Origin of the sequence: Photorhabdus caribbeanensis, assembly GCF_018448885.1 — a bacterium.
Classification (GTDB): domain Bacteria; phylum Pseudomonadota; class Gammaproteobacteria; order Enterobacterales; family Enterobacteriaceae; genus Photorhabdus; species Photorhabdus caribbeanensis.
Map to the genome: position 1 here is coordinate 92,787 of NZ_RCWB01000010.1, position 24,665 is coordinate 117,451.

Sequence of the window (24,665 nt, forward strand, 5' to 3'; positions counted from 1 at the left end):
TTTCTCTCTGACCTGTTTAATTAACCTGAATTTTGCTTAAATTCCCCTAACTGATATATGGACAACAATTTGACAAACTAAAATAAAGGGCTAAAAACGTGACTAAATAATCATTTTTTTGAAAATTTACTTTCTTATTTCTGTTGAAGACTTTATATAAAAAACGATGGAACCAAGAGATTCTCATGAGCATTGATCGATGCCTTATCATGGTCAAATGGTTTACATCAACATTTTGGCAAGAGACAGGGTGCTTATGACCCTGTTTCGATGCCAAGATCCAGATACTCCACAATCAACGAACAATAATCCCTAACAGAATGCCCAATGCGCCAAAATCAGCATCACTGAATGTCGTGTTGGCAATGCCAATATCCCCCAAAACGGGTAACAGGAATACGGGTAAGAAGGTGATCAGAAAGCCCTGAGCAAAAGCCCCGAGAATAGCGCCTCTACGCCCCCCTGTCGCATTACCAAAAACTCCAGCCGCGGCACCAACAAAGAAGTGTGGCACAACACCGGGAATAATGACCGTCATACCGAGTGCATACAGTATAAACATACCGATAACACCGGCCACAAAACTGCTCAAAAACCCTACCAATACTGCATTAGGCGCGTAAGGGAAGACAACCGGACAATCTAACGCGGGTTTAGCATTTGGTACCAATTTGTCAGAAATTCCTTTAAACGCAGGAACGATCTCTGCAATGACCATCCTCACACCTTGCAGAATAATGTATACACCAGCGGCAAAGGTAATAGATTGCATTAGCGAGAACATCAATCCATTTTTCCCACCACTGACTTCTCTCACAAAATCACCACCAGCAAATAAGCAACTGATCATGAAAATAATCGCCATCGTAAAAGAGATGGCAACCGGTGTATCACGCAGAAACAGCAAACTTTTAGGGACATTCATTTCTTCTGTTGAGTACGCTTTATTTCCCAATTTGCTGCCAATAAAACCAGATAGAACATAAGAAAGCGTGGAAAAATGCCCAATGGCAACGTCGTCAGAGCCTGTTACTTTTTTCATATACGGATGAGCAATCGCCGGGAAAAAAACCATAGCAACACCGACAACCACAGAACCAATAGCCACCAGCATCGTGCCTTTGATCCCTGCTGTCGCCAGAATCACCGCGACCATCATGGACATAAACAATGTGTGGTGCCCAGTCAGAAAGATAAATTTCCACGGGGTAAAACGTGCGATCAAGATATTGATTACCATAGCAAAGAACATGATCATTGCCATTTCTTTACCAAAACTTTTTTGCGCAATAGAAACAATCGCTTCGTTATTTGGCACTACCCCCTGGATACCAAAAGCGTGTTGGAAAATTTCAGCAAAACCGGCCAATGAAGAGACAACTAATCCCGCTCCCGCCCCCAAGATCACAAACCCCATAATGGTTTTTAGGGTGCCTTTGATACATTCAGTCACCGGTTTCTTTTGCACGATCAAACCAATAAGCGCAATAAAACCAACCAAAATCGCAGGTTCTGACAGGACATCCCTCATCAGAAAATGGAAAAATTCCATGACGTCCTCCCGGTTACAGTGCGCCAAGTTCTGCTAATGCCGCGGACAGACGCACTTTCATTGCCGATTTATCCACCATATTGTCCAGCGCAACAATTTTGCCATCGACTGCCTGAACAACTAGCTGTTCCGTAATATCTTTAGTACCGACAAAAATGTCGCTTTGAGTTGCTTTTGCCGACCCCAGATCGACGTGATCAACACTGGCATCGATTCCCATCTCTCTCAGAATACTTTTGATACTCATTTCCATCATCAAACTGGTACCTAGCCCATGTCCGCAAACGACGGTGATTTTCATACTGTTTCCCCATAGCAAAAAACAACGATTTAATACTGGTTAATCACGGCGAGAATCTCTTCTTTACTTTTGGCGCTCATCAGCAATGCGACATCTTGTTGATTATCAAACAGCTCCGCAAGCTGGGCGATCACCTCAATATGACTATGGCTGTCAGTTGCTGCTAAGACCATCAACAACTTGATCGGATCATTTTCTTCAGATCCAAACTCCACTCCTTTGCTAATCACGGTTAATGCTAAAGCTAATTTGTTGACCCCTTCTTCCGGTCTGGCATGTGGCATAGCAATTCCCGGACCGACAACATAATAGGGGCCAATTGCCTCATGCGAACGATAAATAGCATCAATATAGCGAGAAGAAATAGCGCCATTTTCCACCAAAGGCAGACAAGCAACCGCGATCGCTTCGCGCCAATTTTCAACATCTGAGATCACTTGGATCACATCTTGGGTAAGTAACGTCTTTAGCATCAATTTCCCCTGATAAAAATCTCACTCCCCCTGCCTTCTGTCCTCTGCTAGTGATATTAGTCACAAATGATAGCGCTATCTATGATCGTAATTCATTATTGTGATAGCGCTATCATTTGTGATCGGATTAATTCACCAAAAAGCGAAAGTACATTCATGGTTTTTTCCCACGAATTGCCTGAGATCAGGTAGAATCCCATCGTCAAATTCATAGCCGTTAATTAAAAAAACAGAAAAATATTTTGATGAAAAAGACACGAAAACGCCGTAATACAGGGCGAGTAACATTACAAGATGTTGCTAAGTATGCCGGTGTCGGTTCAATGACAGTTTCACGCGCATTGAGAACACCAGAAATGGTATCGGATAAATTACGAGAAAAAATTGAACAAGCCATACAGGAATTGGGATATATCCCAAATGGCGCTGCCGGCGTACTTGCTTCAGGTCAAAGTAATATTATCGCGGTGCTTGTGCCCTCACTGACAGATAAAGCCAGCGCTACATTTATACAGTCATTGCAACAAGTGCTGAATAAACATGCCTTTCAAGTTTTACTTGGATGTCATGAATATGACCATAATAAAGAAGCCGAAATTATCATGACACTACTGCAAAGCAATGCAGCAGCACTGGTAATTTTCAGTTCGCAACTGGCAGATAAAACCTACAGCAATATTTCTCATATCAATATTCCAATTATTAATGTTGCAGGCTCTCATCAACAGCAGACGGCAATTAATATAGCAACCGATTTTTCCGCAGCCGCCTATACGTTGACTAAACATATGTTAAATAATGGCCGCAAGCATATCGGTTATATTGGCGCCCAAATGGACAACCGTTTACGCAATCAGCAAATTAATGGCTGGCATAAAGCCATGCTGCATCACTATCAGAATGCTGACCAAAATATCACTACTTCGGAAACTGCCAGCATGCAATTTGGTCGACAGGCAGTTACTGAGATGTTATTACGTCAACCTGAACTGGAAGGTGTAATTTGCAGCCATGAAGTGATTGCCCTAGGTGTCATATTTGAATGTCAGCGGCGTCTACTTAAAATACCTGCGGATTTGGCTATTGCTTGTCTGGAAGGTTCAGATAACTGTGACCACACACAACCAACACTGACATCAATTCGCATTGATTATCCCCAAATAGGTAGGGACACCGGAAAGTTACTGATAAAATTACTCAATCAACAAGGTAAAGATGAAGCAAAACATCAAAACAAACAATATCACCTATTTTCGTATAAGTTCGAGCCCAGGCAAAGTGCTTAACAAAATGATAACGCCATAATAAGACATCAATTGTGGTTAAAGCCTGTAACCGTGATAACTATTTTACCTGTTGACTTAGGTCAGGCGGCGTGAAAGGAAAACCCGCGCAATCCTCAACTTTATTTACTATGTCAGCCACTGTCGTTTCGGCCAAAGCGGTTTCTAGTACACAGGTGACACGCGAGAATTCATCTTCCAATACTGGGGTGATATTGTGTCCAATATAACACTTGGGATTAGGTTTAGAACGGTGCAAGGTAAAGTACAGCGGATCTTCAACTGCGCGATAAATGTCCAACAATGAGATTTGCTTCGACGGCCGGGCGAGTAACGCTCCCCCACCCTGTCCCATTTGCGAATAAGTCAGACCAGCCTCCGCAAGGGCGCCTAAGAGCCGGCGAACAACAGTCGGGTTAGTATTCACGCTTTTTGCAATATCTTCAGAACGCACGGCTTGTCCGTGGTGAAGCGCGATATCGGTGAGAATATGGATAGCAACGGCAAAACGGGTAGATGTTGGCACTGGAAGATCCTGTATACCTTAAGGATGTGACGGAAGAATAGCAAAATATGAGCAAAAAGGCCGCGTAGTATGTCACTAATTTCGTCACATAACAAGAAATGAAATTCAGAATGTTAACTTGTCTGATTAACATTCCTACTCCTTCCGTTTTGCCGCCGTATGCTATTGTTCGGCTTAGTTAATATTACAAGCATGGCAACCGATGCTACCTAATGGAATAATCTGCATGAGCACGCTCAATCTGAAGCGTATCAGCAGTTTGTTGTAATTTAACTAACCGTCCATCCCGCACTGTCCATATATGAACGAAACGAGAAATGAACCGCTTACCACTCTTCACTCGCCCCAAATAATTACCCAGAACAATGACATGATCATCTGATTCAAAATATTCAGAACTGTCCACAACAAAATCATCAATATCATTTAAAAATGGCACAAAGAAATTATTTAATATATCTTCTATTCCTTCATAAATCCCGCCATATCGGGAACCTTCGGTAATATCCCAAATAACATCACTTGCCATGATCTGGCGAAGAACATCAATATCCGCCATAGAGTCATAAAAACGGCGAACAATAGATACATTTAATGAATCTGACATTATCATTCTCCTTCAAACTATCCTGCAATGAAATATGACCGGCTCTTATAAAATGAGCCGGTCGGATATCTTGGGACGTTCAACCAAAAAACGCCATTGGCGCTTTAAATTAACATCTCCGGAAAACAATTCGAACATCTTTCATGTTAGGCTATCCATTGCGGGTAAGATATCCCCTTACCTAGGTAAGCGCTGGATAATCAGTATAGCCGATAGCACCAGGAACCATAAAAGTTTCCGGTTGTTGTTCATTAAATGGCGCTTTAACTAAAAACCGGTGAGGTAAATCTGGGTTGGCGATGAATAATTGACCAAAAGCCACTGCATCAGCCCGGCCATCAGCAAGAACTTGCTCGGCACTTTCTTTAGTAAGTTCCTCGTTAGCAATATAAGTTGATCCAAAAGCCTCTTTTATCACCTTACTTAAGTCACCATCAACGACAGCATCACGCGAGAAGATAAAAGCAATACCACGTCTACCGAGTTCACGTGCTACATATCCAAACGTCGCCACAGGATTAGAGTCCGCCATAGAGTAATATCCACCACGTGGGGATAAATGCATGCCGACACGTGATGATCCCCAAACTGAAATACAAGCGTCTGTCACTTCCAGCAGTAATCGAGCCCGATTTTCGACTGAACCTCCGTACTTATCTGTGCGCAGATTAGCATTATCTTGCAAGAACTGATCGAGCAAATATCCATTGGCGCCATGTATTTCCACTCCGTCAAACCCTGCCATTTTCGCATTTTCCGCTCCGCGTCTGAATGCTTCGACAATGCAGGAAATTTCCTCAGACTCAAGCTCCCGCGGAACCACGAAAGGACGTTTTGGGCGTAATAAGCTGACATGACCATCAGCCGCAATTGCACTTGGCGCCACAGGCCGTTCTCCATTAAGGAAAATAGGGTCCGATATCCGCCCCACATGCCAAAGCTGTATAAAAATACGCCCACCAGCAGCATGCACGGCATCCGTGATCAACCGCCAACCAGCAACTTGTTCATCTGACCAAATACCCGGCGTATTCTCGTAGCCAACTCCCTGCGGAGTTACTGAGGTCGCTTCACTGATAATCAAACCAGCAGAAGCGCGCTGAGCATAGTATTCCGCCATCAGCGCATTAGGGACACGTCCCTCTCCTTCTGCACGGTTACGTGTCAAAGGAGCCATAATGATGCGATTTGGCAAGTCGAGATCACCAATGCGAATTGGGTCAAAAAGTGTAGGCATATCTTTTCTCTCATATAGATTAATAAATGCACTTCGTTGCAAATCATCAATAGGTGCATAGCCAGGTCATACCAGAAACAAACAGCGTTAATTTAGGGAGTGTGAACTATTTCTCTTGATTCTATTCCCGAGTCTTTAGTAGCAAGCTGCTTCTCTGACATGAATCAATGTAACTTACACAGTTACACAATGCAACAGGATAAAACATCAGATGCCAGAATATCTGCAAAATGATAATGCGATAACACAACAATGACTTTACCTGAGAATGATATAAGCTGCTTATAGCCTTTGATTTGAGTGAATAGGGATCTGGCATAAAAAAGGCCACGCAATACGCAGCCTTGAAATGGATAGAACCCCTATCCAATGAGTTTTAAATCCGATTTTCTGTATCGCTTTTGTTCCTGATAAAAATTTTCATGAGAGCCAAAGTTCAGCAGATATAACTCTATTTTCCCTTCAACCCAACAATAACCAAGCAATGTTAACTGGTTATTTAACTGAAATTTATGAACTCGAAGAAAACTTAAATCACCTTTCTTCTGCTCACCGATTTCAGGGTTATCAATTATTTTATCAATCTCATCTTCTACTATCGCAAGAAGATCCTCAGATAATCTAGATAATGCCTTAGAAAAACGTCTTGTTTCATAAACATCAATCTTTGGATCTTTTTGTCCTTCTGACATAACGCGACACCTTACCGCTATTGACTTCGCTTTTTGCCAGTAAAGAATCAAGGATAAAAGAGTACGGCAAATCAGGGTTATCCTCCGCAATGCGGCCAATCTTAGCCCAATGCTCAATTTGCTTAGGTACACTTCTGCTTGAAGCTTCTGCATGAATTTTTACATCATTCACGAAATCATCATCCAAACGTACACTGATAGCCATAGCTTAGTTTGCCCCTCTGGGATTTTGTACTACATGCGACATAAAACGCATATGTATAAAATGCAACATTTTATCGCATTATGCAATCATTGATTTCTATATGCCTATTCCCATGATACAAAAGGGAACCTCTCAAAATCCCCTGCTCAACGCAATAAAACACAGCAAGGCCAATTTTATTCTCACTCTCAATAAAACTGGCCTCATTGAATTGTCGATATCGCCTGAATTTCGGACATATGACTCAGAAAAATTGATTTATCTCCCCCCTTTTTGGGGATTAAGTGCCTGAAATCCAGCTCGATTAAGGGACAAAAAAGCCAAACAATACTCAGCCTTAAAACATTCTTTAATGAATAGATGCAATAAATTAAATTTGAAAATACGTGATCCCAGTTTTATCTTTTTTAGCCTCCTCCTATCAAAAATTGATTATGATTATAAATGGCTTATCTGATGCTGGCAGGCTGTTGGTTGATATGTAAAAAATTGTTGCCCGGAGGATGCATATATGAATTTATTGGATGGTTTGCAAAAAAAACTGGACGGTTACTTCAATAAAACAAGTGAAATCAACTATGTAAAAATATTTGATACTCCCCAAATATGGGGATTTCCTTTTGGAAAAGAGATAATGCCACAGGCTATTAAAAGGGAAGCGGAATTTGAGGATGCTATTGTAAGTATTCTGGAAAACATGCGTTATCGCTGTGATATTTCCTCCTTAAATGCCCCGGATGCAGAGTGGAGAAAAGTTATCCTATCAGCTATTGATCGCGCATTTACCAAAAAAATAAACAGAAAGGACAGAACTCAGATAAGGTTCTTATTCGCTCAAACACCGACATCTTTGTTAAACGGTGTGAATTCATACTTTGAAGGCACCCCTGAATATCTGGCATTGAAGAGTGATATTATTCAATTAATTCAAGAAAGGAGAGATAATTGGGAGTGTGTACCTGAAATATGGATTGGTCGGTTTTTCAGGATAGTAGACGGACTTAAAGTATCATTACAGAAAAAGGTGCTGCCAGAAGAGATGTTTCCAGAAGATGATACCAGAATGACATGGAATCATACAAAAATTATCGCAGTTGATGGAATTGAGTCATTTGTCGGGGGCCATAATTTAAATATGGATCTCTTTAAGAATTACCCTCCAGTTCATGATGTCTCTGTTAAAGTTATAGGAACGGCATCATTAAGTTCACAATTATTTTTAAATAACATGTGGGAAGCTGATACAGATCTCTTAACGAAAGAATTCTTTGATATAGATGAAAATAAATGGGTTAATGCAAATGGTATTGTGGGAAAGCCGGAAGATCCATTAAAAAAAGAGCATATTACTGAATATATAGACAGAAAAAAAGAAGAATGCCTAAAAAATCCACCTAAGGACCCAGAATATAAGAAAGCAAGCAGGATATTATCCGTGGGTAAATATTGGGCTGGGCCTGATATGCGAACGGACTATAAAAAAGGCTCTGAAATAATGAAAGAGTTTATAATAAAGAATGCAAAGAAAAAAATTCGCATGTCCCAACAGGATCTTGTCAGTGCATGGAAAAAACAATGGCAAGATCATCATGTGTGCCGATGGTTGATCGAAGCATTACTTGCCAACCCCGAGCTGCAAGTTCAAATTGTTGTATCGCCACTTGATGCAGCCGCAGGCGCCGCTGGTGATCAATATTCTTTTGGCTCTGGAGCCAAAAGAACGTTTGAAATATTTAAATACTATTTGACACATGATGAGCATACCGACCAGAAGCTGGAAGATCCGGATGGAATCAGGCAAGCCGCACTGAAAAGAATAGAGGTTGCCCCTTTTTTCTTTACAGACAAAGTACCTGAAAATCTTTTGATTGAAGGTGCTACATACAAATGGCCAACCCCGGATGAAAATTCTTACACTGCTACGCTAAAAGAACCGTCTCTTTCTGAAAGACCTCCACAGATAGGTTCTATAGGACGCCCATTCCGCTCCTTAATTAAAGCGAGTGGTCCGGTATATCCCAAAGTTCCCCCTGCTCCTGGGAATCATGCAAAAGTAACAATAATTGACGATGAACTCTACGTGGTGGGTTCTGATAATCTCTATCCGGGTTATCTTTCAGAGTTCAATTATCTTATTGAGGGAGAAGATGCGGTGAAAACTTTCATCGAATCCTACTGGGAACCGTTGTGGAAATATTCAGGAATACACTCATTTAATTACAAGAATGTTTGATGTAAATAACAAGTGTTCTGATATATACCCGCCAACTGCTGGCGGGTATATAACTTGAAAAACATTAAGAAGATGACCTTTCAGAATAGGAAACCGAATCAAAGCGTTTTTCAGTCATAACCTGGAGGCCAGCAGAATATTGAACCTGATAAACCAGATGCCGATAACCGGATCGCCCCTGTGAAAGACGCCAATTAGATTTTGGCTATCGCCAAATACTTTATCATTTCATCATCAGGCACCATACCACCACCGGTCGCCCAAACTAAGTGCGTAGCCTGTTTCATCTTTTCTGCTGAAAGATTCTTATGACTCAGGTAATCACGGTTTTCACTCACACGAACAGGCCCCGCCATCCCAGCTAATGCCGAAGGCTCTAACCGGATACCCTCATCACGACTCAGCAACCCCAACAGATTATACATTTCCTGATCTTGAATAGTATAAAATCCATCCAGCAAACGTTCCATCGCACGCCCAACAAAGCCAGAAGCCCTGCCTACCGCAAGACCATCAGCCGCGGTGATATTGTCGATACCAATGTCCTGCACACAAATATTGTCATGCAAGCCAGTATATACCCCTAACAGCATACTGGGAGAATGGGTAGGTTCAGCAAAAATACAGTGCACATGATCACCAAAAACCAATTTCAGTCCAAATGCAACACCTCCGGGGCCACCGCCAACGCCGCACGGCAAATAAACGAATAATGGATGATCTTCATCAACCACAATATTCATCTGTTCAAACTGCGCCTTTACCCGTTCCCCTGCGACAGAATATCCCAGAAATAACGTTTGGGAGTTTTCGTCGTCGATAAAGAAACAGTTAGAATCAGATTCAGACTCTTTACGCCCTCTGGCTACAGCTACTCCATAATCCAGTTCATGTTCCACGACATTGACCCCATGCGAACGTAGCTTTTGCTTTTTCCATTCACGAGCATCGGCAGACATATGCACGCTGACATTAAAACCTAGTTTCACACTGACAATACCAATGGATAGCCCCAAATTGCCGGTAGAACCTACAGCAATGCTGTATTGATTAAAGAACCGTCTTAATTCTTCCGAAAACAGTTTGCTGTAATCATCGTTTTTAGAAAGCAAGCCCGCCTGTAATGCCAATTTTTCCGCGTGGGCTAACACTTCATAAATTCCACCACGGGCTTTAATCGAACCTGAAATTGGCAAGTGACTGTCTTTCTTAAGCAAAATTTTCCCTGTGATACTCACACCATAATATTGCTCTAGTGTTTTCTGCATCGTAGGAATAGCCACTATTTCTGATTCAATAATGCCATGTGTTACCGCTGTTTCCGGGAAAGCTTTACATAAATAAGGCGCAAAACGATACAAGCGTGCTTCAGCATCCCTAACATCATTAGCGTCCAAACCAACAAAAGGCAATCCCTCTTTAAAGGTGGTGTTACAAGGGTTAAACCAAAAGATTTCCTCTAATTCCATTAAATTTTTTACTAACGGATATTCATTTAGTAACTGCTGAATTTCAGTACTTTTCATGTATATGTTAACCCAAGATAAGTGTTTCCCTGGTATGTAAAATAACCCTTACTTGCTTGATTATTATAATTTTTATTATATTCAATATGTTATGTTTACTACAACTTCCTATATTATATCAGCACATCATACTTTGTTTATTTTTTATCTTCCCCTTATTTTCATCACTACGTTAATGTTTATTTTGTTTATTATTTTAGCTATAAAAGCTGCCTGTTTTACAGGCTTCCCTGGTATTGACACTTCGCACGTCTTATTCTTATTTTTCAAGCTGAGCTGTTACTTCTTTCCATTACACAATGGTAGAAAGAAGAAACGTCCCAACCAACGCAACCGCAGACGCAATAAACGTTGCAGTTGTGTAGTACTTAAAAGTTTCACTGAGCGTTGCTCCGCAATATTGCTTAACCAACCAAAACAGTGAATCAGTCACAATAGTACCGCCGATAGCACCAGAACCAATGGCTAATGTAATGATTTCAGGGCTAATATCTGGATATAACGGCAACATAGGCGAAACAATCGCTGTTGCGCCCATCATTGCGACTGTTGCTGAACCAACCGCCGCATGCAAAATAATAGCAACCAACCAAGACAAAAGAATTGGGTGCATATCCAGACTCGACAAAATAACAGCCAACGTATCACTAAGTCCGCTTACTTTTAAAACACTATTAAATGCTCCGCCTGCGCCGATAATTAATAAGATATTGGCGATAGAGGAGAAACAATCTTCTGTTTTCGTCAACAGCGTACTCATTCCCATATTTTGCTTGATGCCCAAGGTGTAATAAGCAACAAACGCGGCAACGAACATGGCTGTAATAGGATTACCAATAAATTCCAACACCATATAAAACGTGGTGCCTTTTTCTATATTTAATTCAGCAATCGTTTTAATCAACATTAACCCAATCGGCAATAACACTGTAAACAATGTCATGCCTAAAGAGGGTAAATTCTCTTCTTTACAAACTGCAATTTCAGAAAATTCAGTCGGAACCGATTTAAAAGGCAGACGGCTACCGAGAAGTTTCTGAAATAATGGACCACCCACTAAAACTGCAAATAGACCAACTACCAGCCCATAAACAATTACCGAACCAATATCTGCACCCAGTTTATTCATCACAAATAATGCAGCCGGGTGTGGAGGAACAATACAGTGAACCGCCATCAACGCTGTACATAATGGGATCGCTAATTTCAGCAGTGACGTATTGGTTTTCCTGGCAACAGAAAATGCCAGTGGAATTAACAATACCACCCCAACTTCGACAAACAGCGTAATACCACAAACCAGACCAATGAGCACCATAATGATGTCAGGCGACAACCATCTGCATCTTTGCAATGTGATACCAATACGCTCTGCGGCGCCGGATATCTCCATCATCTTACCAAGAATAGTCCCCAGACCAATCACTACAGCCAAAAAACCTAACGTATCTCCGATTCCCCCTTGAATGGCGCTCACCATTTCAACAGGGTTCATTCCCATTAAGACACCGACATAAAAACTGGCTAACAATAGCGCGAGAAAAGGGTGAATTTTTAATTTAATTATCGTGAATACGATTAACACAATACTTGTGAGTAATGTACCAATCACCCAAGGTTGTGAATCCACTTAATCATTCCCCACAGTTAGCCTCTATTCGTCATACGAATTTTCATTATTGAATATGAATATTCAATTTTTGACAAATGATTAATACATAGCCATGCATGAATCAGATTGAGCCAATTCAGTGATACCGATCAAAATTTTCACTTTATTTGCGATTTAAATCACTAAAACTATCTGAAACACACCGCCTTAATGATACGGTTGTGTTATCCGTCGTCGATGAACTAGAAATACTATAAATATGTACACAGATGATAATTTCATGGTTGTAAATAAGTTACTCAATGGAAGCCAGTTATCAAAACTGCATACATTTGAGATAGCCGCTCGCCACTGCTCTTTTGTTCTGGCCGCTGACGAATTAGCGATCAGCGCCAGTGCGGTCAGCCATCGAATCAGTTCTCTGGAACAAGAGTTGGGATTCAAACTCTTCCAACGTTTTCACAGAAAAATTGAATTAACCTGTGAAGGAAAGCGTTTATTTTGGACAATTAAATCGACGCTGGAACATCTAAATCAGGAAATTCTGGAAATAAAAAATCAGGAGTTATCGGGTAATCTGACTATTTACTCCCGCCCAACCTTTACTCAATGCTGGCTAGTGCCTAAATTGGCTGATTTTAATCAGCTATATCCATCCATTAACCTGAACATCTTGGTCGGTAACGAAAATGTGAATTTCCGTGGTTATGGCATCGATCTTGCAATTTACTTTGATGATATTATATCCAACGAGTTATCACATCAATATCTGATGAGTGAATATATTACTCCGGTCTGTAGCCCACAATATGCCGAAAAGCATAACCTAATGGGAAATATCGATAATCTACAATACTGTACACTATTACATGATAAACAAGCATGGAGCTATGATTCCGATACCAAAGAGTGGAATACTTGGGCAGAGCACTTTAACATTACACTGGAGCCATCACACAAGTGTATTGTCTTTGATCGTTCCGATTTAGCTGCCGTTGCCGCAATACACCATGCGGGTGTTGCAATGGGCAGAAAAAATATGATTTGGGAAAAAATTGAAAACAATGAATTAGTCGCTCCCTTTCCTAACACTGAAGTATTATGTAAACAATATTACTATACCTGTACCCTGCCTCAACAACAGAATGAGAAAGTCAACGCCTTTGTCCAATGGTTAAAATCAACTATAGACGAATAAAAATATAGCCAACCATTAACGGGTATAACAAACCTGCCTTGTTTTAAGTGGTGATAATGAGCTTTAAGTGGCGATAGTGAATCGCCACAGAAATTTTACGTCGGACTCTACCGCACTTTCAATCCCATCATTTATTGGCACCAGAAAAATATTGCCGATCACGGACTAAAATACCACTTTACCTTTAGTACATAACGATCTTAATACCATCTTATTTTTGACCATATCAAGCGAATGCTCCTTGGCAAATCTATATGCTCAAAACAATTAAATTATACTTTTCACAAGTAAACTAATATAGTGCTAATTTGCACCTAATTTATATGATGAATTTAGCAAATAAGAGGTTTATATGAAAAAATTAATCATTTTATTAGTAGCAGTTATTTCATTTAGCACTACTGCTAAAAATAAAGTCGATGTCTCAAAGATCTTTGGAAAGATTAAAATCGTTGAATCATTTCCTGACTATAAAGTCAAGGTTGTTGATAATTTCCCCGATTTAAAAGTCAAAATTGTTGATAACTTCCCTAACGCCCCCGGAAAATGGAAATTTGTTAATTCATTTCCTGATTACAAGATTCAGTTTGTAGAATCATTCCCCGATTTCACAATCAGATACGTTGATGCATTCCCTGGCCCAGCTAAGTAAGGCATAGAATCAGTATCACACAGAATGATAAAGGCTGAACTTCATCTTCTACAACAGTCCAGCCTTATTAAATTAATCTTACCCCCTTGGTAATGAATAAGTATTTCAACCACAGAGATAATATCTATCGACTGCAATAGCCATTTATTATTTCCACATTTCTGCTGGAATTTCTTTATCACTATTTCTATCCTTAAAAAATCAGCAATAATGTAATGATTTGAAAATAACATCTAAACTTAATCAAAAAATATATACTAACGGTGTAAGTTATGATATTCATCACAACTGCTAGTAAGCAAATCGTTTAAATGATTTATATACCCTTATAAAGTCGTTTATTTCAGAAGTATGAAGTATATAGAGTGTAATGAAATGCAAAAATTGTTATTAAGCTGTGGAGTTATCTTTTCTGTATCTGCGATAACTTTGCCTGTCCAAGCTGAACAGAATACAGCTTCTATCGGATACGCCTACGTGAAACCACAAGATGTAAGCGCGCTAAATGGTGCAACATTGAGTTACCGATATGAGCTTGATGATCAATGGGGGCTATTATCATCATTTACCTTTGCTAAAGGAGATGAAAAAGAGAGAACAGAGAATTACCACTCAAAAGATGATATTAAGTATTATTCCCTAATGGCGGGTCCAACCTATAGGATTAATGATTATGTTAGCTTATATGGTCAACTGGGATTATCTAGGATTAACGCAAAATCCTCCACTCACTATCGCCCTTCAACCGATTACCGTACCGGATATATCGAAAAGGAATCAGTAAGCAAAAACACTTTAGGTTGGGGAGCGGGCTTTATTATCAACCCAACTACTAATACCTCAATTACCGCCGGTTATGAAGGTAGCCGTTTTAGTATTAAAGACGGAAATGAGAAAGATCACTTATCTACTAACGGTTTTAATATAACTGTCGGCTATCGTTTCTAACTTAATCAATGATTAATGTATCATCACCAAGGTTTAATATTGTATTTACAACCTTGGTGATTTTTCAAAATATTGAATAAAAATAATTAGTTATAATAAAAAATCGATAAAACACCTAAGATTAAAGATAATCGGCTTAATTCTCCCATTACGAACCACAAACAATTAAGAAATAAAGCCAATAAGGACTTAGAGAAAAAAAATAATAACTTATAGGTGTTTGTGCACTAGTCATTTTAATCAAGCTAGAAAGCATTATCAGAGAAAATCATAGAAGGAAATTGAAGGGATGAAAGAAAAGTAATTTTCAAATGTTGAATATAAATCATTTAAACATATTTCTGGTTACAATATTTTTGATTTTTGATTTACATCAACAATATAAAAACAGTTAATCTTCTGATCTAATAAAAACATATCATTATTCTTTATCTGAACTAAACTATGGTTAATACAAGTGATGAGAAACCATCTGTAAAATAATTTAATATATTGATTATGAATCAACATTACTTAAGGAATATATATGAGCCTAAAAAATGATTTTAAAGCTTTTTCTATTGATAATAATGCTAATATAGTTAGCCAAGAAAGATATGAAGAAAGCCAAAGTTTGAATACCGGGTTTCAACCAGATAATGTTCCCACACACCTGTTAAATAAAGTATTACGACAGTCGTCTTCAATATCATCCGTGGTGGCTAATTTTATCGCAACACAATCTAACAATGATATTCTGGATGACGGAAATATAACTAAACTTACTACACAATTACATAAAGCGTTAGAGCAAAAAATCACAACAGCAACGCCAAATGCCTCATTAACCCAAAAAGGCGTTGTCCAGCTTACAAATGTTGTAGGTAATGATGATACATTAGCTGTTACGCAAAAATTTGCTCAGAATATCATAAATTCATTGAATGAAAATATTAATGGTAAAATACCCAATACTCGTAAAGTCAATGGGAAGGTGTTATCCAGCGATATCAACCTAACTGCCGGAGATGTAGGAAGTTATGATAAATCTGAATCAGACGGGAAATACCAACCGCGTGGTAATTATCAGCCAATAGGACAATCGTATACTAAAGCTGAGTCTGATTCCCGCTATGCCAGTAAAAACACCGCTTCTTTAGTAGCTACAAATGGTTGGTGGAAATGTGGTGATACTGGAATAATTTATCAATGGGGAAAATCTCCTGAAGAAATTAATGAAACATCTAATACTTATTATTTCCCTATTGCATTTCCCTCTACTTGTGCTATCGGAGTAGCGACACCCGATCATCATAAAATAGAAGCTGGTGTCATTTCCGCATATTTTAAAATTATTGACAATGCGAGATTTAAATTAACCCTTGATCAAGCTTCAAATGATCAACCGGCTAGGGTTTTTTGGTTTGCTATTGGATGGTAAGGAATGCATGACTTTACAGGCTTGGAAAAAATACCGAGTCATGCTAAATCGGCTTGATAATTCAAAAATACCAGAGATTGATTGACCAAATCTACCATTATAATCACCAAAAAAGGCCGGGGACAGGATAATACCCGGCCTTAACAATTTTATTTATTTGTACTAGAACAAACCTGAATTGAAATTTACCGATTATTTATACAAACTTCAAGCGCCATTACCTGTATTACAAGAAATGGTAACTGCAAAAGAAATTCAGAAGATATGGGTATTTATCATCAAATCATCTTAAGAACATACGGAAAATGTTAAATCAAGCTTAGTATGATTATGACACGAATAAGTTACATAGAAAAATATGTTGTCAGTGAAATATTCACAACTCATTAATTTAATTGGTGGGTTGTCGGGGGCTCGAACCCCGGACCAATTGATTAAGAGTCAACTGCTCTGCCGACTGAGCTAACAACCCAATGTGAGTAATTATTCCCCGATACAAAGCTGTCGTCAATATAGTATGACTATTTTTTTCTAACCGAATAATTCATACTCAATTCCAAGAACATTAACAAGTTAAATTGCAACCAATTTGTTTTTAAAGTGAGATCAGACTGTTATTACTATAGTAATCTGTGTCACAATATTTTTCGCAAACATCATCATATATAAGGCCACTTAAAGAGCCGTAACAATTTACCTAAGAAAATATTGGATACTATATACTATGGCAGAAAATATACACACTTCACTTTCCGCTGAAACCGGGGAAACGCAGTTGCAACGTAATCTAAGCAACCGGCATATACAACTTATCGCTATTGGCGGCGCCATTGGCACGGGTCTGTTTATGGGATCAGGGAAAACAATCTCTCTCGCCGGACCATCGATCATATTCGTTTATATGATTATCGGTTTTATGCTGTTCTTCGTGATGCGAGCAATGGGTGAACTATTGCTTTCAAACCTGAATTATAAATCATTCAGTGATTTCTCCGCCGATTTGCTCGGCCCTTGGGCAGGCTTTTTCGTCGGCTGGACTTATTGGTTCTGTTGGGTCATTACCGGTATCGCCGATGTAGTCGCGATTACTTCCTATATCAGCTATTGGCAACCGGATTTTCCACAATGGCTCACTTCTCTGCTCTGTGTTTTACTGCTGCTTTCCCTTAATTTGGCTACAGTGAAATTATTTGGCGAAATGGAATTCTGGTTTGCCATGATAAAGATCGTTGCCATTATCGCTTTAATCGCGACAGGTGCTGTTCTGATTGGCATGCATTTTCAATCTCCAGCCGGTCATACCGCTTCACTAGCAAATATATGGAATGATGGTGGATTCTTCCCCAAAGGGTTAAGCGGATTTTTTGCTGGATTTCAGATAGCCATATTCGCCTTTGTAGGCATTGAATTAGTGGGTACTGCTGCCGCAGAAACTAAAGATCCAATGAAATCGCTTCCCAGAGCCATTAATGCCATCCCGATTCGTATTATCACCTTCTACGTATTGGCGCTGATGATTATTATGTCAGTCACACCCTGGCGTTCAATCATTGCAGACAAAAGTCCTTTTGTTGAGCTGTTTGTTCTCATCGGTTTACCCGCTGCCGCTAGTATCGTGAACTTTGTGGTATTAACCTCCGCCGCCTCTTCAGCCAACAGTGGTGTTTTTTCCACCAGCCGCATGCTATTCGGATTAGCAAAAGAAGGCGATGCGCCACATCAATTCAGCCGCCTTTCACGCCGTTCTGTACCTGCATCGGGGTTAATTTTCACCTGTTTATGTTTATCCTGTGGCGTGGTGCTGATTTATTTAATTCCTGATGTTATGCATGTATTTACCTTGGTAACTACCGTTTCAGCCATTCTGTTTATGTTTATCTGGAGTATGATCCTATGCTCATATCTGGTTTACCGAAAACGTCGCCCGGCATTGCATAAAGCTTCAACCTATAAAATGCCATTGGGTATTATCATGTCATGGGTCTGTCTGGCATTTTTTGCATTTGTTCTGATATTACTCACTTTACGGGATGATACCCGCCAGGCACTCATCATCACGCCTATTTGGTTTTTGGTCTTAATTATCGGTTTTCAAATTGTAAAAAAACGTAGAACACGTTTGTACAGCTAACTTATTCAAATCCTTAATATCTATATGACCTGTTGGAATAATACTCTACAGGTCTTTTTTATTGCTGCAAGCTGAAAAATTAACACTACACTTAACTCTATCGGTTAAGAAAATCTTCCTTACAAAAGCATTAGACAATTTTCAAAACGTGATCATTTCACCTCGTTCCATCAATAATATTGATGAATTTAAATAACAGGCTGCCGTTATTGTAAACTTCGCAGCCAATTTTTAACCTTATAGGAGAAAGTGATATGACTAAAATTCTTGTGCTTTATTACTCCATGTATGGTCATATTGAAGCGCTGGCATCCGCAGTGGCAGAAGGCGCTAAAAAAGTCGCTGACGTAGAAGTCACGATTAAACGCGTGCCAGAAACCATTCCATTAGAAGCATTTACCAAAGCAGGTGGTAAAGTAGATCAATCTGCTCCGATTGCATCCGTACAAGAGCTAGTTGATTATGATGCCATTATTATCGGCACCCCAACCCGCTTTGGTAATATGGCCGGCCAAATGAGAAACTTCCTAGATCAGACCGGTGGCCTGTGGGCCGAAGGTAAACTGTACGGCAAAGTCGCTAGCGTCTTCACTTCCACAGGCGTTGGCGGTGGTCAGGAGATGACGATTACTTCAACCTGGACAACGCTCGCTCACCACGGCTTTATTATTGTACCAATTGGTTACGGTATTCCTGAAATTGGCGATATTTCGCAGATGCAGGGAGGAACCCCCTACGGCGCCAGTACTATTGCTGACGGTGATGGTTCACGCATGCCCAATGAAAATGAATTGAAGATCGCTCGTTATCAAGGTGAGCATGTAGCTAAGATCGCTAAAAAACTGAAAGACTAACATGATACGAAGACGAAGCGACTGAGCTGACATGCCAGACGCTGGAGGTAAAGCTGACTGTCGTGTACGCTGCCCGGAGTGGCATAGGTATTGGTGATAGATACCGACTTTCCGGATCGGTTGTGCTCACCTTCATCTTTTTCTGCCATCCCTTTAGGGCTGACCTGAACGTTTTTTCTACGGACTCCCTAACCATTAGTATTCTTTATACCCTATGGATTTCAAGATGCATCGCGGCGGCAAGGGAGTGAATCCCCGGTAACATAGCGAACTATGTTACCGGGGTGAGCGAGTGCAGCCAACAAAGAGGCAATTTGAAAGATGACGGATATATATCGAATTCAAATATCCAAACACTTTACTCTTAAATTGAATATTACTTTCGAAAAAACTATTATTTTTTCAATATAAAGTTGTTTATTCATACTTATATTCTTATTATTGAAATTGATATCATTATATTGTCAATATACATATTAAAAGAGTAACCAAGTGGATAATTCATTTTTTAATATTAACGCAAAAACATCACCATTTAATAAGACCTTAACTTAAATCACATAAATATAATAATTTTCGGTCTAACATCCCCTTAAATAAATGGTATCGATAATATCCAAATAAGAGGGCAGATCATGAAAGCATTAGTATTAGAAAAAGCAGGTCAGATTTCAATTCAAGACTGGGAAACCCCCGAAATATTGGGTGAAAATGATGTTGAAATAAAAATTCACTCGGTGGGGATTTGTGGCAGCGATGTGCATTATTATCAATACGGGCGTATTGGGCCATTTATTGTCGAAAAGCCGATGATCCTCGGGCACGAAGCATCAGGTGTCATCACCGCAGTAGGTAAAAATGTGACTCACTTAAAAATCGGCGATCGTGTCTGTATGGAACCTGGCATTCCTAATCTGCAATCACCACAATCGCGGGCGGGTATTTATAACTTAGATCCAGAAATCCGTTTCTGGGCGACGCCCCCTATTGACGGTTGCTTACGCGAAAGGGTTATTCACCCGGCAGCATTTACGTTCAAATTACCTGATAATGTCAGTTTTGCCGAAGGTGCAATGGTTGAACCATTATCTATCGGTATGCAAGCAGCCACAAAAGCAGAAATTAAACCTGGAGATATCGCATTAGTTGTTGGTGCTGGTACGATCGGCATTGTTACTGCACTTGCAGCATTAGCCGGTGGTTGTTCTGATGTCATTATTTGTGATGTGTTCGATGAGAAACTAGAAATTGCAAAACAGTATCCAGGTCTTCACCCGGTTAATAGCAAAGTAGTTGCTGAGAAAGTGAATACCTTAACCGATGGTAATGGGGTCAATATTCTTTTTGAATGCAGTGGCGCAAAACCAGTCATTGCCACTATTTCAGAGCACATTGCACCGGGTGGAATAGCTGTTCTAGTCGGTATGCCTATCGATCCGGCGCCATTTGATGTTGTCTCTGCCCAAGCTAAAGAGATCACATTCAAAACTATTTTCCGCTACGCAAATATGTATCCTCGTACTATCCGTTTACTTAGCTCTGGCAAGCTCAAAGTACCCCCCCTATTATCCGCAACCTATAAATTTAAAGACAGCATTCAGGCGTATGAACGAGCCGCGGAAGGTCGCCCGACAGATATCAAAATTATGTTAGAAATGGAGTAACGCATGGCGCTCTATGCTGGTATCGATTGCGGTACACAAAGTACTAAAGTCATTATTATCGATAGCCAAAAAACGCATATTTTGGGTGAAGGCAGCTCGCCTCACCCAATAATTAGCGATTCAAACGGCCGTCGTGAACAACAAGCTTACTGGTGGACAGCGGCATTGGAAAGTGCCTTTTCTCAAGCAATTGAACAAGCAGGAATTTCCGGTACAAAAATTACCGCTCTTGCCGTATCAGGTCAACAGCACGGTTTTGTTCCTCTGGATGCAGAAGGCCATGTTTTAGCACCGGTAAAACTCTGGTGTGACACTGAAACTGCGGTCGAAAATCAGGAAATTATTGATGCACTCGGTGGTACCCAAGCCGCTTTAACACAACTCGGATTAATGCCGCAGACAGGTTATACCGCATCTAAAATTCTTTGGTTCAAAAAATACCATCCTGAATTATGGGAAAAACTGAATGCCGTTTTATTGCCTCATGATTATCTTAATTATTGGCTAACAGGCAGATTAGTTGCCGAATATGGTGATGCTTCAGGAACCGGATTACTGAATATTCGTAAACGCGAATGGGATAACCAAATTGCTCAATTAATTGATCCAAATGGTCGTCTTTGGCATGCACTGCCTGAATTGGTTTCCGCTGAAACCTGTATTGGCACAGTAAAGCCTGCAATAGCAAGAAGATTAGGGCTTTCACCGACAACCAAAGTTGCGTCTGGCGGGGGCGATAATATGATGGCTGCAATTGGAACAGGCAATATCGTTCCTGGCATCACGACCATGAGTTTAGGCACCTCTGGCACCCTATTCACTTACTCTGACAAACCGATTGTCGCTGACTCTGAAATGATCGCCGGTTTCTGTTCCTCTAATAATGGATGGCTACCATTAATCTGCACGATGAATGTAACTTCAACCACCACCACTATTCAAAAGCTGTTTAATATGGATATTCAGACTTTTAATGACACATTGAACCAGAGCAAACCCGGAGCTAATGGTTTGATGATGCTACCGTTTTTTAACGGTGAACGTGTTCCGCCGCTCCCCCACGCCAAAGCGAGTCTCCATAACCTGGATACCAGCAATATGAATCAACAAAATTTCATTTTGGCTGCGGTTGAAAGCGCCACTTACGGGCTACGTTTTGGTATTGAATTATTTCGCAAACAAGGGATTGAAATTAATGAGATCCGTTTGACCGGCGGCGGTGCTCGCAGCAAAAAATGGCGACAAATTGTGGCCGATGTCATGAATACGCCGGTTATTTGCGTCACGAATCAAGAAGCTGCCGCCCTAGGTGCTGCTATTCAAGCTATGTGGTGTGATTCCTTGACAGAAGAGAAAGATAAACAAGCGCAGCTCGTCCACCTTTGCCAACATTTTGTTCATCTTGATGAAGAAACCCGCACCGTTCCAACTCCCGAAACAGCCGCATTATATGACGTGCTTTATCAAGATTATTTATCTCTGTTGACTGCTGAATATCCAGAGGTGAAAGTATGAAACATTGACCGCCGATAATTCCCCTGGTGAATGATTCAAAGTCACTGGTATTCAATAATTTTTCATGATGGAAAAAACAAACCTCGCTATTTTAAACGAGGTTTGTTAGTAGTCTGGTGAAGGCATTCCGCCTTCACGCTTTCTTACCTTTCTTTTTACCTTATTTCAATTCACTTAGTCTTATATTGCGCCTCAGCATCAATAAAACGCTGTTGCGCTGCTCTGCTCGGCGCTTTACCCAACAGACTCACAACCACGATCGCAATAGAAGCTAAGATAAAGCCAGGAATAATTTCATACAAGGCAAACCATTGGTACTTCATCCATACCAATACCGTAACAGCCCCTACCAACATTCCCGCTAATGCGCCATTACGTGTCATACGTTTCCATATAACAGAAATCAGTACGACCGGACCGAACGCAGCGCCAAACCCTGCCCATGCATTACTTACCAGAGCCAGTACTTTATTGTCTGGATTGGTTGCTATCACCATTGCGATGACTGCCACCAGCAACACCATGAAACGCCCTACCCACACCAACTCTTTCTGGCTGGCAGATTTACGGATAAAGGGTTTGTAAAGATCTTCCGTCAAAGCACTTGCACACACCAGCAACTGACAGCTTAAGGTACTCATCACCGCGGCCAGAATAGCGGATAGTAAAATGCCTGCTACCCACGGATTAAACAGAATAACCGCCAATTCCATAAAGATACGTTCACGGTTGGCTGTTACCGGACCAGCCAGTTCAGGGTGCATTTCAAAATAAGCAATACCGAAGAAACCGACAGCAATAGTGCCTGCCAAACATAACACCATCCAAGTCATACTGATACGACGAGCCTTGCGGATAGTATGATGGGAATCTGCCGCCATAAAACGCGCCAGAATATGTGGCTGACCAAAATAACCCAATCCCCAACCTAACAGCGAGATAATGGCAATAAAGTTCAACCCTTTAAACATATCCATATAAGCCGGGCTTTTTGCTGCTATCAGAGCCAGAGAGGTATCAATGCCACCCACAGAGAAAATAACGATGATCGGCGTCAAAATAAGCGCAAATATCATTAATGAAGCCTGAACCGTGTCGGTCCAACTGACCGCCAGGAAGCCGCCAAGGAAAGTATAAGCAATTGTTGCTGCGGCGCCGAGCCACATGGCTTTCTGATAACTGATACCGAACGTACTTTCAAACAACAATCCTCCGGCAACCACGCCAGAAGCACAATAGATAGTAAAGAAGATCAAAATCACCAGCGCAGAAATAATACGTAGGATTTTACTGCTATCGTCAAAACGGCTGGTGAAGTAGTCCGGCAATGTTAGCGCATTATTATTGACTTCGGTCTGGATTCGTAACCTACCTGCCACCAATTTCCAGTTCAGGTAAGCGCCTAAAGAGAGGCCAATCGCTATCCAGCTTTCTGAAATCCCCGCAAAATAGACCACGCCAGGTAAGCCCATTAATAACCAACCGCTCATATCCGAAGCACCGGCAGACAAAGCCGTTACTACGCTACCTAATCGCCTTCCACCCAAAATATAGTCATCAAAATTCTTGGTTGAGCGATAAGCCAAAAAACCTATCAACAACATACCAGTAATGTAGACAATAAAGGTGATTAGCATTGGTGTATTTACTGTCATGCAAGTTCTCCATAGTGTTATCTGTGTTTTGCAAATCCGCAGTTCTCCCGGGTACACAGAGTTTTCCCTGTCAGGTTCAGGAACGTTGCACCTGATTGCACCTAAAAATGGTCCATAATTCTAAATTGAAATAATTATTTTTGTAACCAATTAGAAAGTTACAGTGAATCCTAGATTAGCATCAGGTAATTTAACAACTAATTAACGCCATTTTTTACAAGAAACGTCTACTGAATCACATTTATTTGCTTTAAAAATTATACTTTTTAACCATTTCAGGGTTACACCCCTATATTTCGCTATAAAATAGTAAACCAATGTGTATCAATCAAATAAAGTCACAAAAATAAATATATCCACCTAATTATAATAACTAGATTA

Annotated in this window: 22 protein-coding genes and 1 tRNA gene; 11 read left to right on the plus strand and 12 right to left on the minus strand. The window is 40.3% G+C overall.

All coding sequences use genetic code 11. The features are described 5' to 3' along the window. Positions 1-295: 295 nt before the first annotated feature. The 3 genes from ulaA to EAE90_RS09190 are packed head-to-tail and all read right to left on the minus strand — an operon-like array spanning position 296 to position 2,326. Positions 296-1,552: a PTS ascorbate transporter subunit IIC gene (gene ulaA, locus EAE90_RS09180; protein WP_214053242.1), complete on the minus strand. Its 1,257-nt coding sequence runs from the start codon at positions 1,550-1,552 to the stop codon at positions 296-298. 13 nt (positions 1,553-1,565) lie between these two features. Then, the gene (locus EAE90_RS09185; RefSeq protein ID WP_214053243.1) at positions 1,566-1,853 is read right to left on the minus strand and encodes a PTS sugar transporter subunit IIB; all 288 of its coding nucleotides are present in this window, start codon (positions 1,851-1,853) and stop codon (positions 1,566-1,568) included. 29 nt (positions 1,854-1,882) lie between these two features. Further along, the gene (locus tag EAE90_RS09190; protein WP_214053277.1) at positions 1,883-2,326 is read right to left on the minus strand and encodes a PTS sugar transporter subunit IIA; all 444 of its coding nucleotides are present in this window, start codon (positions 2,324-2,326) and stop codon (positions 1,883-1,885) included. A 245-nt stretch (positions 2,327-2,571) separates the two neighbouring features. On the opposite strand from EAE90_RS09190, the gene EAE90_RS09195 reads away from it, so the two are divergent. Beyond that, on the plus strand, positions 2,572-3,612 hold the full coding sequence (locus tag EAE90_RS09195; protein WP_214053244.1) for a LacI family DNA-binding transcriptional regulator: 1,041 nt from the start codon (positions 2,572-2,574) through the stop codon (positions 3,610-3,612). 58 nt (positions 3,613-3,670) lie between these two features. Here EAE90_RS09195 and EAE90_RS09200 read toward each other — a convergent pair whose 3' ends face one another. From EAE90_RS09200 to EAE90_RS09220, 5 genes are all read right to left on the minus strand, one after another. Continuing rightward, the gene (locus EAE90_RS09200; protein ID WP_214053245.1) at positions 3,671-4,135 is read right to left on the minus strand and encodes an Rrf2 family transcriptional regulator; all 465 of its coding nucleotides are present in this window, start codon (positions 4,133-4,135) and stop codon (positions 3,671-3,673) included. A gap of 205 nt (positions 4,136-4,340) precedes the next feature. Continuing rightward, entirely contained in the window at positions 4,341-4,742 is a 402-nt protein-coding gene (locus EAE90_RS09205; RefSeq protein ID WP_214053246.1) for a nuclear transport factor 2 family protein, read from the minus strand. 181 nt (positions 4,743-4,923) lie between these two features. Continuing rightward, positions 4,924-5,979 carry an alkene reductase gene (locus EAE90_RS09210; protein WP_214053247.1) on the minus strand — a complete coding sequence of 352 codons (1,056 nt, stop codon included), beginning with the start codon at positions 5,977-5,979 and terminating at the stop codon, positions 4,924-4,926. A 362-nt stretch (positions 5,980-6,341) separates the two neighbouring features. Next, the gene (locus EAE90_RS09215) at positions 6,342-6,671 is read right to left on the minus strand and encodes a type II toxin-antitoxin system RelE/ParE family toxin (RefSeq protein ID WP_214053248.1); all 330 of its coding nucleotides are present in this window, start codon (positions 6,669-6,671) and stop codon (positions 6,342-6,344) included. Next, a complete protein-coding gene (locus EAE90_RS09220) occupies positions 6,640-6,876 on the minus strand; it encodes a ParD-like family protein (protein WP_214053249.1) in 237 nt (78 codons plus the stop codon). The genes EAE90_RS09215 and EAE90_RS09220 overlap by 32 nt, the downstream gene beginning before the upstream one ends. Positions 6,877-7,387: 511 nt before the next feature. On the opposite strand from EAE90_RS09220, the gene EAE90_RS09225 reads away from it, so the two are divergent. Further along, positions 7,388-9,109 carry a phospholipase D-like domain-containing protein gene (locus tag EAE90_RS09225; RefSeq protein ID WP_214053250.1) on the plus strand — a complete coding sequence of 574 codons (1,722 nt, stop codon included), beginning with the start codon at positions 7,388-7,390 and terminating at the stop codon, positions 9,107-9,109. 194 nt (positions 9,110-9,303) lie between these two features. Here the strand turns inward: EAE90_RS09225 and dsdA are convergent, their stop codons facing one another. Both dsdA and dsdX read right to left on the minus strand, forming a co-directional pair. Beyond that, a complete protein-coding gene (gene dsdA / locus EAE90_RS09230; RefSeq protein ID WP_214053251.1) occupies positions 9,304-10,635 on the minus strand; it encodes a D-serine ammonia-lyase in 1,332 nt (443 codons plus the stop codon). A gap of 292 nt (positions 10,636-10,927) precedes the next feature. Beyond that, positions 10,928-12,265 carry a D-serine transporter DsdX gene (gene dsdX / locus EAE90_RS09235; RefSeq protein WP_214053252.1) on the minus strand — a complete coding sequence of 446 codons (1,338 nt, stop codon included), beginning with the start codon at positions 12,263-12,265 and terminating at the stop codon, positions 10,928-10,930. 241 nt (positions 12,266-12,506) lie between these two features. Here dsdX and dsdC point away from each other — a divergent pair, with 241 nt between their 5' ends. The 5 genes from dsdC (at position 12,507) to EAE90_RS23765 (ending at position 16,550) form a co-directional block, all read left to right on the plus strand. Further along, positions 12,507-13,445, plus strand: coding sequence for a DNA-binding transcriptional regulator DsdC (gene dsdC / locus EAE90_RS09240; protein ID WP_214053253.1), 939 nt, complete (start codon positions 12,507-12,509; stop codon positions 13,443-13,445). A gap of 352 nt (positions 13,446-13,797) precedes the next feature. Continuing rightward, positions 13,798-14,097, plus strand: coding sequence for a 7(1) septoil knot domain-containing protein (locus tag EAE90_RS09245; protein WP_214053254.1), 300 nt, complete (start codon positions 13,798-13,800; stop codon positions 14,095-14,097). A gap of 375 nt (positions 14,098-14,472) precedes the next feature. Next, the gene (locus EAE90_RS09250; RefSeq protein WP_214053255.1) at positions 14,473-15,045 is read left to right on the plus strand and encodes an Ail/Lom family outer membrane beta-barrel protein; all 573 of its coding nucleotides are present in this window, start codon (positions 14,473-14,475) and stop codon (positions 15,043-15,045) included. A 526-nt stretch (positions 15,046-15,571) separates the two neighbouring features. Then, positions 15,572-16,465: a gp53-like domain-containing protein gene (locus EAE90_RS09255; protein WP_214053256.1), complete on the plus strand. Its 894-nt coding sequence runs from the start codon at positions 15,572-15,574 to the stop codon at positions 16,463-16,465. 7 nt (positions 16,466-16,472) lie between these two features. Then, positions 16,473-16,550, plus strand: a complete 78-nt coding sequence (locus EAE90_RS23765; RefSeq protein ID WP_246550552.1) for a tail fiber assembly protein — start codon at positions 16,473-16,475, stop codon at positions 16,548-16,550. Positions 16,551-16,861: 311 nt separating this feature from the next. Here the strand turns inward: EAE90_RS23765 and EAE90_RS09265 are convergent. After that, positions 16,862-16,937: transfer RNA gene (locus EAE90_RS09265), tRNA-Lys, on the minus strand. Positions 16,938-17,189: 252 nt separating this feature from the next. Here EAE90_RS09265 and cycA point away from each other — a divergent pair. The 4 genes from cycA to xylB all read left to right on the plus strand — a co-directional run bounded on the left by cycA (position 17,190) and on the right by xylB (position 22,629). Further along, a complete protein-coding gene (gene cycA / locus EAE90_RS09270) occupies positions 17,190-18,596 on the plus strand; it encodes a D-serine/D-alanine/glycine transporter (protein ID WP_214053258.1) in 1,407 nt (468 codons plus the stop codon). A gap of 254 nt (positions 18,597-18,850) precedes the next feature. Next, a complete protein-coding gene (gene wrbA / locus EAE90_RS09275; RefSeq protein ID WP_214053259.1) occupies positions 18,851-19,450 on the plus strand; it encodes an NAD(P)H:quinone oxidoreductase in 600 nt (199 codons plus the stop codon). Positions 19,451-20,085: 635 nt separating this feature from the next. Beyond that, positions 20,086-21,114 (plus strand): NAD(P)-dependent alcohol dehydrogenase, encoded by a 1,029-nt coding sequence (locus tag EAE90_RS09280; RefSeq protein ID WP_214053260.1) that lies wholly within the window; start codon positions 20,086-20,088, stop codon positions 21,112-21,114. A gap of 3 nt (positions 21,115-21,117) precedes the next feature. Then, on the plus strand, positions 21,118-22,629 hold the full coding sequence (gene xylB, locus EAE90_RS09285; protein ID WP_214053261.1) for a xylulokinase: 1,512 nt from the start codon (positions 21,118-21,120) through the stop codon (positions 22,627-22,629). A 170-nt stretch (positions 22,630-22,799) separates the two neighbouring features. On the opposite strand, the gene putP is transcribed toward xylB, so the two are convergent. Continuing rightward, positions 22,800-24,284, minus strand: coding sequence for a sodium/proline symporter PutP (gene putP, locus EAE90_RS09290; protein WP_214053262.1), 1,485 nt, complete (start codon positions 24,282-24,284; stop codon positions 22,800-22,802). Between the last annotated feature and the right edge of the window lie 381 nt (positions 24,285-24,665).

What these genes read in the sequence shown, in the direction of transcription:
- ulaA (WP_214053242.1), bottom strand. Translation starts at nt 1,552, where the DNA reads ATGGAATTTTTCCATTTTCTGATGAGGGATGTCCTGTCAGAACCTGCG.
- EAE90_RS09185 (WP_214053243.1), bottom strand. Translation starts at nt 1,853, where the DNA reads ATGAAAATCACCGTCGTTTGCGGACATGGGCTAGGTACCAGTTTGATG.
- EAE90_RS09190 (WP_214053277.1), bottom strand. Translation starts at nt 2,326, where the DNA reads ATGCTAAAGACGTTACTTACCCAAGATGTGATCCAAGTGATCTCAGAT.
- EAE90_RS09195 (WP_214053244.1), top strand. Translation starts at nt 2,572, where the DNA reads ATGAAAAAGACACGAAAACGCCGTAATACAGGGCGAGTAACATTACAA.
- EAE90_RS09205 (WP_214053246.1), bottom strand. Translation starts at nt 4,742, where the DNA reads ATGTCAGATTCATTAAATGTATCTATTGTTCGCCGTTTTTATGACTCT.
- EAE90_RS09210 (WP_214053247.1), bottom strand. Translation starts at nt 5,979, where the DNA reads ATGCCTACACTTTTTGACCCAATTCGCATTGGTGATCTCGACTTGCCA.
- EAE90_RS09215 (WP_214053248.1), bottom strand. Translation starts at nt 6,671, where the DNA reads ATGTCAGAAGGACAAAAAGATCCAAAGATTGATGTTTATGAAACAAGA.
- EAE90_RS09220 (WP_214053249.1), bottom strand. Translation starts at nt 6,876, where the DNA reads ATGGCTATCAGTGTACGTTTGGATGATGATTTCGTGAATGATGTAAAA.
- EAE90_RS09225 (WP_214053250.1), top strand. Translation starts at nt 7,388, where the DNA reads ATGAATTTATTGGATGGTTTGCAAAAAAAACTGGACGGTTACTTCAAT.
- dsdA (WP_214053251.1), bottom strand. Translation starts at nt 10,635, where the DNA reads ATGAAAAGTACTGAAATTCAGCAGTTACTAAATGAATATCCGTTAGTA.
- dsdC (WP_214053253.1), top strand. Translation starts at nt 12,507, where the DNA reads ATGTACACAGATGATAATTTCATGGTTGTAAATAAGTTACTCAATGGA.
- EAE90_RS09245 (WP_214053254.1), top strand. Translation starts at nt 13,798, where the DNA reads ATGAAAAAATTAATCATTTTATTAGTAGCAGTTATTTCATTTAGCACT.
- EAE90_RS09250 (WP_214053255.1), top strand. Translation starts at nt 14,473, where the DNA reads ATGCAAAAATTGTTATTAAGCTGTGGAGTTATCTTTTCTGTATCTGCG.
- EAE90_RS09255 (WP_214053256.1), top strand. Translation starts at nt 15,572, where the DNA reads ATGAGCCTAAAAAATGATTTTAAAGCTTTTTCTATTGATAATAATGCT.
- EAE90_RS23765 (WP_246550552.1), top strand. Translation starts at nt 16,473, where the DNA reads ATGACTTTACAGGCTTGGAAAAAATACCGAGTCATGCTAAATCGGCTT.
- cycA (WP_214053258.1), top strand. Translation starts at nt 17,190, where the DNA reads ATGGCAGAAAATATACACACTTCACTTTCCGCTGAAACCGGGGAAACG.
- wrbA (WP_214053259.1), top strand. Translation starts at nt 18,851, where the DNA reads ATGACTAAAATTCTTGTGCTTTATTACTCCATGTATGGTCATATTGAA.
- EAE90_RS09280 (WP_214053260.1), top strand. Translation starts at nt 20,086, where the DNA reads ATGAAAGCATTAGTATTAGAAAAAGCAGGTCAGATTTCAATTCAAGAC.
- xylB (WP_214053261.1), top strand. Translation starts at nt 21,118, where the DNA reads ATGGCGCTCTATGCTGGTATCGATTGCGGTACACAAAGTACTAAAGTC.
- putP (WP_214053262.1), bottom strand. Translation starts at nt 24,284, where the DNA reads ATGACAGTAAATACACCAATGCTAATCACCTTTATTGTCTACATTACT.